At 32.1% G+C, this 12,896-nt stretch carries 12 protein-coding genes and 1 pseudogene; 7 read left to right on the top strand and 6 right to left on the bottom strand.

Annotation, left to right across the window (positions count from 1 at the left end; all coding sequences use genetic code 11):
* Window positions 1-968: 968 nt before the first annotated feature.
* From ACM6HU_RS11280 to ACM6HU_RS11270, 3 genes are all read left to right on the top strand, one after another.
* The gene (locus ACM6HU_RS11280; protein ID WP_414848166.1) at window positions 969-2,666 is read left to right on the top strand and encodes a helix-turn-helix domain-containing protein; all 1,698 of its coding nucleotides are present in this window, start codon (window positions 969-971) and stop codon (window positions 2,664-2,666) included.
* Between the two features lie 237 nt (window positions 2,667-2,903).
* A complete protein-coding gene (locus ACM6HU_RS11275; protein ID WP_414848165.1) occupies window positions 2,904-4,010 on the top strand; it encodes a hypothetical protein in 1,107 nt (368 codons plus the stop codon).
* Window positions 4,007-4,159 (top strand): Phr family secreted Rap phosphatase inhibitor, encoded by a 153-nt coding sequence (locus ACM6HU_RS11270; RefSeq protein WP_141441881.1) that lies wholly within the window; start codon window positions 4,007-4,009, stop codon window positions 4,157-4,159. The genes ACM6HU_RS11275 and ACM6HU_RS11270 overlap by 4 nt, the downstream gene beginning before the upstream one ends.
* A 33-nt stretch (window positions 4,160-4,192) precedes the next feature.
* Here the strand turns inward: ACM6HU_RS11270 and ACM6HU_RS11265 are convergent, their stop codons facing one another.
* From ACM6HU_RS11265 to ACM6HU_RS11250, 4 genes are all read right to left on the bottom strand, one after another.
* Window positions 4,193-4,459: a hypothetical protein gene (locus tag ACM6HU_RS11265; RefSeq protein ID WP_414848164.1), complete on the bottom strand. Its 267-nt coding sequence runs from the start codon at window positions 4,457-4,459 to the stop codon at window positions 4,193-4,195.
* A 135-nt stretch (window positions 4,460-4,594) separates the two neighbouring features.
* Complete coding sequence (locus ACM6HU_RS11260; protein ID WP_414848163.1) at window positions 4,595-5,029, bottom strand: hypothetical protein; 435 nt, start codon at window positions 5,027-5,029, stop codon at window positions 4,595-4,597.
* Between the two features lie 9 nt (window positions 5,030-5,038).
* The gene (locus tag ACM6HU_RS11255) at window positions 5,039-6,229 is read right to left on the bottom strand and encodes a ParM/StbA family protein (protein ID WP_088094639.1); all 1,191 of its coding nucleotides are present in this window, start codon (window positions 6,227-6,229) and stop codon (window positions 5,039-5,041) included.
* Window positions 6,230-6,468: 239 nt separating this feature from the next.
* On the bottom strand, window positions 6,469-7,020 hold the full coding sequence (locus ACM6HU_RS11250; protein WP_414848162.1) for a DUF3967 domain-containing protein: 552 nt from the start codon (window positions 7,018-7,020) through the stop codon (window positions 6,469-6,471).
* A gap of 630 nt (window positions 7,021-7,650) precedes the next feature.
* On the opposite strand from ACM6HU_RS11250, the pseudogene ACM6HU_RS11245 reads away from it, so the two are divergent.
* A pseudogene (locus tag ACM6HU_RS11245) lies at window positions 7,651-7,776 on the top strand (helix-turn-helix domain-containing protein); the annotation flags it as partial.
* Between the two features lie 266 nt (window positions 7,777-8,042).
* Here ACM6HU_RS11245 and ACM6HU_RS11240 read toward each other — a convergent pair.
* Window positions 8,043-9,014, bottom strand: coding sequence for a Replicase RepFR55 (locus tag ACM6HU_RS11240; RefSeq protein WP_414848161.1), 972 nt, complete (start codon window positions 9,012-9,014; stop codon window positions 8,043-8,045).
* Window positions 9,015-9,379: 365 nt separating this feature from the next.
* Window positions 9,380-9,895: a helix-turn-helix domain-containing protein gene (locus ACM6HU_RS11235; RefSeq protein ID WP_414848160.1), complete on the bottom strand. Its 516-nt coding sequence runs from the start codon at window positions 9,893-9,895 to the stop codon at window positions 9,380-9,382.
* Between the two features lie 227 nt (window positions 9,896-10,122).
* Here ACM6HU_RS11235 and ACM6HU_RS11230 point away from each other — a divergent pair, with 227 nt between their 5' ends.
* The 3 genes from ACM6HU_RS11230 to ACM6HU_RS11220 all read left to right on the top strand — a co-directional run bounded on the left by ACM6HU_RS11230 (window position 10,123) and on the right by ACM6HU_RS11220 (window position 12,874).
* Entirely contained in the window at window positions 10,123-10,323 is a 201-nt protein-coding gene (locus ACM6HU_RS11230; protein WP_414848159.1) for a helix-turn-helix transcriptional regulator, read from the top strand.
* Window positions 10,324-10,467: 144 nt separating this feature from the next.
* Window positions 10,468-12,705 carry a SpaA isopeptide-forming pilin-related protein gene (locus ACM6HU_RS11225; protein WP_414848158.1) on the top strand — a complete coding sequence of 746 codons (2,238 nt, stop codon included), beginning with the start codon at window positions 10,468-10,470 and terminating at the stop codon, window positions 12,703-12,705.
* Between the two features lie 28 nt (window positions 12,706-12,733).
* Window positions 12,734-12,874 carry a hypothetical protein gene (locus tag ACM6HU_RS11220; protein ID WP_176544817.1) on the top strand — a complete coding sequence of 47 codons (141 nt, stop codon included), beginning with the start codon at window positions 12,734-12,736 and terminating at the stop codon, window positions 12,872-12,874.
* Window positions 12,875-12,896 lie beyond the last annotated feature (22 nt).

Here is a 12,896-nt window from a genome sequence, read left to right as displayed (position 1 = left end):
ATTATAGCAAATCGAAATTTGATGAAATGTGCCCCTTTAAGAGAAAAAATAAAAACATGAAACGTGCCTGAATCCCTTGGCGCCCAAGGGATTTGACGTTTCACAAAAAAAAGTTTTTGGCCACCATATCGCTATAAGAGATTTCAAATATGAAACGCGTATCGAATTTGTAAAAAAGCTCATAAGCATTGATTCTATAAGGTTTTTTATGTTCTTAATGTAAGAGTTGTTGCCATCATATAGCTATAACGTTTCATGTTTTGATATGTTTATCGAACGTGTGAAAATCCCATATAAGTGTTGTTATATATGGGGTTTTGGGTTACTTTTCAACAAAAAAGTGTTGCCATCATATAGCTATATTCGTTTCATGTTTTTTAAAATTAGTTGCCACCATACCGCTAAAGCGTTTCATGTTTGAAATCAGGTTCCCACTTCACTTAAAATACACTTAATCCCTTGGTAGATATAGATTTAGGGGATATCTTTTATGAAAAGATGTTGCCATCATATAGCTATAATATTTCAAGTTTTATATATAGATATAGCCACCATATAACTATAATAGCAAAGGGCTTGAAATGGTTGAGAATAAAGAATGTAATGCTTTTTAAATGAAACTTAATACTTTTGACCTGTAGTTGCCATCATATAGCTATAACGTTTCAAGTTTTATATATCTATGGCCATCATGTAACTATAATGGCAAAGGGCTTGAAATTGATGAGCATAAAGAATGTAATGCTTTTTAGATAGTAGTAATTTTACAAATAGACACCGTCTTATATAATTAAAGAAAAGACCACGATTGATTAACTAGTATTCCAAACATCGTATGATGAAGTGTTATTATACACAGAAGATTCTGGTAACATTTCGGATTCTGAGCTGTGTTGCCACTATATAGCTAGGATATTTCAAGTTTTATAATATATATCCGGTGGTTATTTTGTTAGGAGGTTTTTTATTTGGAGAAAGTATTAGTGTTGTTTAGTGATGCTCTTTTTCTTGCTGCTCCAATGTATAAAGAGAACAAGCAGCTATGGACAAAGTGGAATAAATATTATGATGAAGTACAAGAAAATCATGACAAATTAGTAACTTCAGCTAATATCTCTCCTTCATTTTCAGCATTTGTTTCTTGGTTAGGTCAGAAACAAGAACAAGGAATTTCATTATTGCACATATATGCAAATTTGGATAAATATAAAAATGAGCTTCGAAATGTACTTGATAAGATAATAGAGCAAGAGTTCGAAGGAATGTCAGAGATAGTTGAAACAACTATCTTATCTAATACAAAAGATAAGAAGGTAAAAGAACATGAAACGGACATTGCTGATGACTACTACCCTGTTAGTAATGACGCGGTATATTATCAACTACGTGATGGCATAGCAAAAAATCAATTTGAAGAAGATGAATTAGGAGCAGTACCTGTATTACCACTAGAAACTAAAAGCACAAGCGGAGTTGCTCAGCTTTCATCACATAAAGATGAAGATCTAAGATTAGTAAACACTAATGAAGCAGAAAGATGGTCAATACTAGTTGATGGTGTTATCAGTAATATGGATGATCTTACAGCTGATTGTCTAGATACAATTACGATACAGTGGTTGAATCAAGTGAATTCTCCAGATGAGTTTATTGATTTCAGCTACGAGAATGTGTTGGAAATGTGTAATATGCCAAAAGCAAGGGCAAACGGTATAGAGTATTATCGTGCAGAAGATAAAATCAAAATTGCTCAACGAATTGCTGCTTTAGCAAGTATCTTTATTTATTTAAATGATGATAATGAAGTAGTTGTTTTAAATGATCGTGCAGAAACTGGTAAGCAATTTGAAATGAAACGTGAAGTAATTAAAAGACTCTTCGTTTTAGATTCTGTAGTTCTTTGGAGAGATAAAAATACCAATGATTACGTAGGTATTGAATCTTGTAGAATAAAACCAGGTAGCTTTTTATCGATGTATTTATACGGTTCTAATAGTACAACAGCGTTATTATCTAAAAAAGCATTGGAGTACAATAGTTATCGACACAAATTCCATAAGCGACTAATTCGGTACTTATCCTGGCAGTGGAGAATTCGACAACAGTATAGCAATTTACAAAGACCCTATTCAATTGGTGGAGAAAAAGGACTATTGTCTGTAATGGGGATTAATATTGCGAAGGGACGTCCACATCGTATTCGTGAACAATTAGAAAATGTGTTAATAGATTTAGAAAAAGAAAAAGTTATTACACACTGGGCATACAGTGAGGAACTTGATGAATCCAGGATTGGAGAACGGAATTGGTTTAAAAATTACTACTCTAAATTAGGAATCACCATCTTGCCTCCTAAAGAGTTAATGGATAATATCGGTAGTTTGATAAAGAAAAAGGTGGTTGAAGCTCCGGATAAGCAAGAAAATAATTTAACCATCGATACCGTAAAGCATAGTATTGATGGTTCAGAGGATATGATTAGAGAGAAAATTATGCACCAACATATGCGCAAAAATAGAACTATGCGCGAAATTGCAGATGAGATAGGGTTATCACCTGCTACGCTATCAAGATTTTGTAATAAGAAAATGAAGCGCATCTCAAATAGCGTCAATAATAAATTAACCAAATGGTATGAAAGGCAAATCATAATTGAGTCTATGTAAGAAAAGAAGCAGGAACCCTTTTTTTGGTTTCCTGCTTTCTTATAATGTTCATCATTTTTGATATATTGAGTTAGTTTATTTTTAATGTCTTCAATTTCGAGGTGAAAGTATATAATTTGTAATATTCAGAAAAATATTGAAACATAACGCTAATAAGATTAATTTTTTGTTTATCTGCTATTATTTTATTATGAGAATATTCCCTTTATTTTTTACGGGATGATGGGGGGGAAAGAAATGAATGTTCAATTGAAAAGCGGTGAGAAACATACAGAATTACTATACGAATGGTATGCTGTTATCCGTACACGAAACATTGACAAAGCTATTCATCTAAAAGAAGAAGTTGATAAACACATCCATGAATTTCAGCACTTTCCGGATTTATTATTACATTACTCACTTGTGGATTTTCGATATAACTATTTAGTGGACAATTTAGGTATTTCTAAAAATGATTTTGATATTATAGATTCGTTCGTTATACCTACCACAGGCATCTTAGCATACTACTATCATTTTTTTAAAGCAATCTATTATAATGCAACTGGAAATTATATTTTAGGTAAGGATTATTTCTATAAAGCAGAAAATCTGTTACAATATTGCTCTGATAAATTAGAATATGCAGAATTTCATTATATGTTAGGATATTCTTTATATGAAAATTTCCAGTCATTATTAGCTTTAAAAGAAATATCTATAGCTAAAGAAATTTTCTCTCAACACGATAACTGTGAAGTTAATATAGCTTTTTGTAATAATCTTTCGGGATTGTTTTGCACCCATTTACAAGAATTTGAAATGGCAGAAGAATACTACGCATCTGCATTAAATACATTTCAAAAGATAGAGGAAGAAACTTTTATCTTAATGGTTCGTCAAAATTTAGGCTTTATGTACTCTGAACAGAATCTCTCTACTTTATCTCTACGATACCTTTCTGAGGTTAATCAAAAAATGTTAAATAACTATAAAGCACTATTTATTGAAGCTAGAGAACGTTTTAAAATTAAAGAAATAGATGTTGCTTCTGAACGCATTGAAAGAGGCATACACATTTGTAAAGGTTTACAAAATGAAGAATATTTACATCACTTTTATATTTTACAAGCTTTTGTCAATAATATCCCTGCTTTAGAAGTAGAAAAATTGGTTCAAGCAGGAAATACTTATTTTGAAAAAGAAAACTTATTGGAGTATACTCAAAAGTATCATGAACAGTTAGCACATAAATATTACCAAGAAAAAAATTATTTAAAAGCTAGTGAATATTTTTATTTAGCCAGTAACTTAAAAGAAAAATTAAAAGAAAAACTCTTTGATAAGGAGGGTCAAAAATGAAGAAAATAACACTTATTATAATGGGAATTATAACAACAATAACAATACTGTCTTGTGTACAAGCACCTTCCGCAGATTCCAAACAAATCAGTATGGGTATTCAATATCCAGTTGCTGTCCAGTATCAACACGGAAATGGAGGGGGTTGAATCATCCCCTCCATTTTGGATTACATCCTGATATTAAGCTAGTAAATAAACTAAAAGACCCACTGCACATATAACACTTCCTACAATTATTAACAAACTAAGAACACCTATCAGTATATATCCTAAGAAATAAAAACCAATTACTACAAATACTCCGATTACAAAGACCCCTAACACTTGTAAAATAATTGTTTTCAGTACATACAATAATATTGAAATTACTCCCAATATTATTGTATAATATCCTAATAATTTCAAAGTCTTCAGCCATCGTCTTTCATTAGCTACTGAAACGCTCATCAATAATCACCTCTCTTTATCCTATTTATGAAAAATAAAAAAGAGTGCTTTCTCTAAAAAGTAAGCACTCCATGTTGTCCTTATGCATTTTGTCTATTGCTTCTTCTCATACAAATACTATATTGTAACTTACCCTTAGAGCCATTTGTTTATATCCATATTTCTTTTTATAGGTTTACTTACTGTCTCTTCTTCAATCATTTCTTCCGATTTTTCAATATCAACATCTTCCGGCATATTTTCTTCTTTTGTGCCTCCATTTGATATTTCATTTTCTTTAATTGAAATACCCTCTTCGTGTTTTCTGTATGTTAAAGGTGCTAGGGAAGATACACCTCTTGGTATATCTCCTTGTAGCATCCCTTTTGCACTAAGAAGGTCTTTTGCCATTCCCAGCTTCACTTCTTCACTATCAACGCTTTGTGTTCCGTACAATGAGATAAAATGTTCTAAAACCTTTCTTGTTGCTTCATTTGGGTTTTCTTGAGCATCTATCCAAACGAATAATTCCGGACATCTTTGACGCATTTTTTCTGATAATGGAATTTGAATCGCTTTTGGTTTTGCCATCATAATCACCTATTTTACTTGTTCTTTTTGAAGTGCAATTGAGCTGAATACTGTCATGCCTTTTACATTCATTTCTGTTGCATACTTGGGTTTAATCCATAGTATTTTAATTTTTTTAGAATCACAAATTTCTTTTAAGTCCTCGAAAAGATTTTCTTTTAATTGAATGCTCCCACCACCATAGACAACAACTACGTCTACATCATATTTTAAATCTTGTAATTTAGTTTCCGCAGTATCTAACACTTCATCAGCCAAATTGAACTTTGCTCTTGCTAGAAATTTCTTAGCATCCTCATAATATTTAGGATGCTCTTCTTTTAGATATCCAGCAAACTCTTGTCTTTCTACAGAGAATCCCCATTCATCTTCAAAGTCTTTTTTAGCACGTTCAATCGCATGACCTATACCATGTCTTTCTCCAGAAGAATGGTCATTATCATAATCATATCCTTTAGTAACAACATATTCTGTAGTTCCGTCGCCCACATCTATATGAAGAAGACGTTTCTCACGGAAATATTCACCTGTTATATCTTTCATAGCATACATTTCTTTAAATTCATCAAATAAGTCGTCATTTCTATAGTTACCTTTTCCATCTTCAATCAATGCAAATAGTGCGACCGTTCCTTCTTGTACAACGATAACCTTTTCAAATTTTAAAGTTACATAAATTCTTATATCACCAACAGTAACAGTTACGTGATGACTACTATTTGTAAACCTGTCAGAAAGTTGTTTTGCTTTTTCTTTCGTCCATTCACTGGCTGGTAAAGCTGTAACCATTAAAACATTCACTTCTACATTTGTACCTTCTTCTAAAGAATTCTCTTTTTTAAACATATCTTGAACCGCACGACAAGCAATTGCACTAACTGTTGTCATAATTGTAGTATCTTGTTTATGTTTACCTCGATTTGATCTAATGTTAAGGTTTTGAAGATCCTCACCTGAACGTATAGCACGTTCCCCAACAAAAACTCTCTGAGCTACTTGACCTTTTAATGCTGACGAATTAACAGCAACATCCATGTTATGAATTAGCCCATACACTAACTCTTCAATTTTTTTATCTTGTGGAACAGGTTCTTTATACACATAACTGTAAGTATTTGGGAATTTCATCATTTCTCCATTAATCGTAATCTTTTTCTCAGAATTCCCATTGTCATCTTCTACAAAGTAATTTAATTTCATTTATATTACCCCTTTCTAATTGAAAAGAATTCATTTTAAGTTATTTTGATTTATCTTAATTACAATTTTATCTCAAACCATTTTTAAATGCAATGAAATTAATGAAAATAAATTACTTTAAATCAAAATAATTTATTTTCATTTGAAATAAATTATTATATTGAACTAGAAGAGGGCTTATGACATTTTTTGATTTAAAATAAATTATTATAACTTATTTTAAATTATAATGTTTTACATTATTTCCAGAATTCCCACCATTTTTTTTCTTCTTTATTTTGTGATGCTACAATAAGTTGTTTTGTTTCTTGAATTTCTCTAACATGCGTTAACAGTAACGAATCACGTTCATTATATCTGTTCTCTATGCGTTCTAAGCGTTCGGCATTCATTAATTCTATGCGTTCGAGCTGTTGAATTTTCTCTTTCAGTAATATTTGTTCTTGAAGTAATTGTTCTATAAACTCTTTATTAAAAGTTATTGTGTTCTCAGGTAGAACGCTAGGCGTTCTCTTGTTTTCTTCTGAAACAATATTCGCTTTATCTTCAATAAAAGGAACAGATAAAACAACCTTCACAGCACTTTCAATGCTCATTCCAGCTTCTTGAATCAGCTTTTTCATCTGTTCGAGTACTTGAATATCTTTTTGAACAAAAGCACGACTATTTTTTGCACCTTTGACAAAAGAATAGTTTTCTTGTTCTAAAGCTAAACACCATTTTCTCAGTGTACTGGTTCCTATCTCTAATTGTTCCGCAACTTCTTTTGTCCAAAACGAGCGTTCTTGCAACTGTTCTACCTCCTTAGTTTTTATATAGAACGCTTCCACATTAATTGGTAAAATCCCTACACTTTATAGTCATTTTTTAAATGAAAAGATTCCCCATGCCTCGTTATAAGTTGCTATATTAAATATAAGGCAACTTAATTTCTACAAATATTGATAAGGATAAAATATTAAATTTACAATATACCTATTAATATTGTAGTTGTTTAGGGAACCATCATGTCTATTTCAAGTTCTTATATACATATTAGACAAGGTATGTAGGTTCTCCCTAAAAAGAGACAGAATTTCCTTTTAAAATTTAAGGCTGATTTAAGATCATCTTATTTATTAATTCTTGTTTTTAAAAAATTAAATTCAATAAAAACATTAGGATTCATTTTTGAACCGTGACTCTTACTCTAATAAGCATTTTAAGATTTCTTCTTAGTAAAATTCAAAGTTAAACTGAGAGTAAATAGTAGAATTTTCAGGTTACGTAGAGTACAAATTTTATCGTTTGCCGATAGAAGATTCCTTCCTCAAAAATGCGAGTGTGTGAAACATCAATTTTAGGTGGGAGATGGATGTCGGTGGCGTAAGCCAACGTTTTTGTATACTGTAGATATCCTATGAAAAAGTGAGGTGCAACTTATGTTAGTAAATAAAGCATATAAATTTCGTATCTATCCAAATAAGAAACAAGAAATATTAATTGCTAAAACGATTGGTTGCAGCCGCTTTGTATTTAACCATTTTCTTGTTCGTTGGAATGATAGCCTAATCTATTAGAGTTCGATAGAACTCTAATAGATTAGGAATCCCCCACTTCAAACAATCCATAAGGATGTTAAGCGGTGAGTAGTTCAAAGATAAATAGATAAGAAAATAATAAAAAGCAAAGAAGAGGAGAAGATTTTTTGAAGATGTTTATGTATAAAAAAAGTAATTTGAGAAGAGTATATATTAAGACATGACAAATAGCCTTGCTTGTATATAATTTTTTGAGCAAGGCTGTAATATATACGTTTTTTAAAATTTACAAATTAGTATTGATTTGTATTCAATTTTTGCAGTATAGGATCAAATTTTGGGTCATCAACCCAATTGCGAAAAATAAATTTACTTTCATATTTTTCTTCACATTCAACGTTTGCGTTACGTTCGTTTCTTTGTTTAGTTTTTTCAGTATACATCTTCATAAAATGAGCAGGATTGCTTGTTTCAGCATTATTATATTTGAACCATCCAATGCATTCTTCAAAATCCCATCGCTGATAGACGTCGATATTTCGGGGCATTCTTAAAGCAATTGTATAAGCATCCTTTTCTGTTAAATATGTTACTGGTTGACTTGTTATATAACGATATGCTTTTTTTTGATCTTCACTTAAATAATCATTTAAATTCTGTGACCTATCAGTAGAGTTTTGTAAATTAGTATTTGCTTTTACTTGTTCTTCAAAATTTAAAATATCTACACCATTGGATGAAACATTCTTTTCTTCATGGTCAGAGACACTGGCGTTCTTAAAGAGTTTTTTCTTTAAAATTTCAGTGAAAGTAGAGCATACATCAATTGCTACAGCCCATTTTACCTTGAAGTATTCTATAATTTTTAAGTAATTGTTATGTATGGTTAAAATGTAAATCGAAGGGGCAATTTTACCGTGTCTTCGTACTTTAATCTGTTGGCATACTCCCAAATCTTGCAACCAATTAAACACGTAATTAATAATTGGTTTTGAAATACCAGATTTTTTGCTAATATGATCTTGCCTTACTTGGGAATATCCTTCTTGTACCAAATATGATAAAACTGTTTCTAAAGCTTCATATTTACGTTTGGTGAGGAAATCTTTTGTAGTAACACCCTCATCTTCTAGGACAATATTATCAATATAAGTAGTAAGTTGCTTAATTGTTTGATTAATAGCCCCTGGTGTTTTAGGTAAGTGTTTAATGCGGCGACTTAAATCGGCCTTTGCTTTACTAAGCAAAAAGTTTTGTAACAACACGAAAAAACCTCCTATTTTTTCCACCACAAATATACAGAAAAATGCTGGAAAAGTAGAGGTTTTTATTCACATTATATATATTAAGTGCTATAATAGTCGTAGATAATATATATTTTAATATGGATAAAACCCCTACTTTCTTAAGGTTTTTAATTGATTCAGCGGCCAAACTGAAAGATCAATTAAAAATGGCTTGTGGTAGGGTTTTTTTATTTATAATAATTTAAACGATAAATTTAATTATGCATTAATTTTATAACTATTAAGGTAGAATATCAATCTAATAATTAGTAATTTTTACTTAAACAACCAGTTTATTGTTTATTTAATTAAATTTGAACATATAAAACATGAACTAAAGGTCTCTAATATTTAGAGGCCTTTAGTTCATGTTGAAGATAATTGGTGAAATTAACGAAGTCTACATGTAATTGATCGTATTTGTATCCAAAAAACCTAAGATATTCAGTCAGCTCTTTTTCTAATCGTTCCTGTTTTTCAGTAGGTAATATAAGAATTTGTTGATGCAACTCTTTTACCTTTGTATATATATCTTGTTTTTTTGCATGTTCGCTTATTGTTAAATATAGTTCTACATTATTAATTATATCTTGTTTATGCTCAATTTTTTCTGTAGGAGATTCACTATTTTGAGTAGGTGTCTCACTAATTCCTATGAGATAATCAGCACTGACATCAAAAATTTGTGCTATTGCAGCAAGAATATTGTAAGGTGGTTCGGATCCTTTCTTTTCCCAATTCGATACAGAAGCTGAACTAAAAGAAGAACCTACAACTTCGCTTATCCTTTCCCCTAATTCTTTCATTGTCCAACTGCGTTCTTGGCGTAATTTTCGTAAACGTTCGCTAAAAATATTCATATTTTTAATCCTTTCATATAAAATCTTAGCCTAAGTACTTTAAAAGCACTAAAATCAGTAAATAAAACATATCATTCTGTATTCATTGTGGTAATATAAACTATTTATCAGCCCGTACAGGTAACAAAAACTAAATATTTTTATTTTTTAGTAAATTATACTTGTTTTTCACTTTAGAAGTGATGTATACTTATTTTATACTAATTGAGAGGAGGTAATTAACAATAATGTTACTGCATGAACGTAAATCTAAAGATTTCTCTTTAACACAACTTGGTCAAAAAGTTAATATTAAACCTCAAGTTCTTCATGCAATTGAGAAAGGAAAAACAAGCGTTAATTCAGAACGAGCAGAAAAAATAGCTAATTTTTTCAACAAACCAGTAGAATACTTTTTTATACCAACGTATTACAGGGTTCGAGAATAAGTTAAAAAGAGTTACTTTGTTTTAATAATGATACAAAGTAACTATATAAGATTAATTATAGTAAAAAATATTAGTAATTTAAATAGAATTAATGATTCAAAAATTGATCTTTGAAAACTGCATAATATGAGGGAGCTGTTAGTCATGTTGAAACGATCGTATCAAATGTTACTCATTGCTATGAGTATGCTTCTAGTTGTTCTGAATTTTGTATTTCCGCTGACGAAAGCGAGTGCTGAAGTCATTAATCGTGAGAGATATGAAATGAAATGGAGTTATAGCCCCATGTACGGGAAAGAACTGCGAACAGAATTACTGAAGAATAAGAATGGGCAAATTGCGTACTGTTTAACGTATGGAAAACTCAGTCCCAATGGCAATGATCTTCCAGAAATGGGGCGCACAGATGATATTGTGTACCGTGTTCTTCTAAATGGTTATCCACAAAAGAGTCCAGAAGAATTAGGGGTTTCCGATTGGAAACAGGCGCATTATGCTACGCAGCTTAGCGTTTGGGCATCATTAGGACAGATTGATATTAACCAAGTTGAACATCGTGATGAAGGTATCGCTAAAGCTGTAAAAGCAATTATTGCTGGGGCAGATGCGAGTCAGGAAACACAAGAACTGTACATGAATGTAACACCAACAGACAATCAAGAAGCGAAATTAAACAATGAGTACTTTGAGACGACATTATACCAAGTAGAAAGTAATGCAAAGAACGGTGTATTTACAGTCCAACTATCCAATGCACCAAATGGAACAAAAGTTGTTTCAACAAATGGAGAAGAGAAACAACAGTTCAACCTAGGGGAACAATTCCGTATCCTTGTACCGAAATCCTCTCCAAGTGGTACTTTTTCCTTGAAAGTATCATCTAATCTTTCTAAGTTGCATGCAGTAGCCTATAAGGGAAATGACAAAGTGCAGGATGCAACAGTCTTATTAGAAAGAACAGAGGAAAAAGTAAGCGCAGATCTACAGGTACACTGGAAATCCCTTGGTGGATTAAAGGTTGTAAAAGTAGGTGAGCAGAAAGAATTATTACAAGGTGCCGTATTTGAAGTCATTAACAGTGCAAACGAAAAAGTAGGCACAATGACTACAAATGAGCAAGGTACAGCAAGCCTTTCCGGTATAGAGAGTGGACAGTACACTTTGAAAGAAGTGAAATCTCCTACTGGTTATGTACTGAATAATCAACCGCAAAAGATTGAAGTGAAAACGGGTGAGGTCGCAACAATCACTGTAGCGAACGCTAAAGTGAAAGGGAACATCGAGATTAAAAAGCTAAGTGACAGTGGAAAAGTTCTTCCGAAAGTAGAGTTCACGGTATATACAGCGGATGAAAAAGAAGTTACTAAAGCCACTACAAATGAGCAAGGGATTGCTCAAGTAAAAGATCTTCCATATGGGAAGTACTATTTTGTAGAAACAAAAGGGGTAGAAGGATACCTTCTTAACCAGACAAAATACCCATTCGAGATTAAAGAACAAGGAAAAACGCTCACATTTACTGTTGAAAACAAAGAGGTAAAAGGAAATGTGCAACTTCTTAAGGTAGATGAAGAAAATCATGATAAGAAGCTAGAAGGAGCAACATTCTCCCTTCAGGATAGTAAAGGGAAGAAAATCAGTGAACATAAAACAGATAAAAATGGCATGATTGAAGTCAAGAATGTACCATTTGGTTCATATCAGTTTGTAGAAAAGCAAGCGCCAAAGGGATATGTTCTATCAAAAGACCCAATTCCTTTCAATATTTCAGAAAATAGCAAAATTATCACATTAACGGCTAAAAATAAACCAATTAAAGGTACTCTTATCATTACGAAGGTGGATGTGGCAGATGGGAATAACAAACTTCCAGGCGCAGAGTTCACAATCTACGATAAGCAAGGAACAGAAGTCGTAAAAGGTAAGACAAATGAAAAGGGAATTGCGATATTTGAGAAGCTCCCAGCTGGGGAGTACACATACCGGGAAACCCTTGCGCCGGCAGGATATTTGATTAACGAAGAAACCTTCTCTTTTAAAATTAAAGAAGATGGTGAAATTATTAAACATACGGTGAAGGATCAGAAACAGCCGACAGCACCAACACCACCAACACCAGAGACACCACATCAACCGGACCAACCACAGACACCAGAACAACCAAAAGTAACAGAAAAGCCTGTTACTCCACAACCAGAGACACCACAACAAATTGTTACAAAATCACAACTAGACAAAACACCAGAGAAATCAGAAACACGACTTCCAACAACAGGCGGTAAAGCTGAAAATCCATACATAAAGTGGATTGGGCTTGCATGTATTGCACTTGGTGCAATTGGAGCTGTATTTGCAGTAAGGAATCGTAAAAAAGCGCAATAGTTCAAAATAAGAAAGGAAGAATTGCAAGATGATACAAGAAAATATGACGAAAACCCAAGCTCATTTCAGTGAAATAGATGAAAATCCACTTGGTCTTTTTATTGGATGTCGCAATGCATGCATACTTGCACTTCCCATTTGGGCAATTGTATTTTGGATATGGAGCTAGGTATAAGAAACCGAAGGGGGAT

The organism is Bacillus sp. IT-79MI2 (assembly GCF_949768135.1).
Lineage (GTDB): Bacteria > Bacillota > Bacilli > Bacillales > Bacillaceae_G > Bacillus_A > Bacillus_A pseudomycoides.
This window is presented reverse-complemented; position numbering and strand designations above follow the sequence as displayed.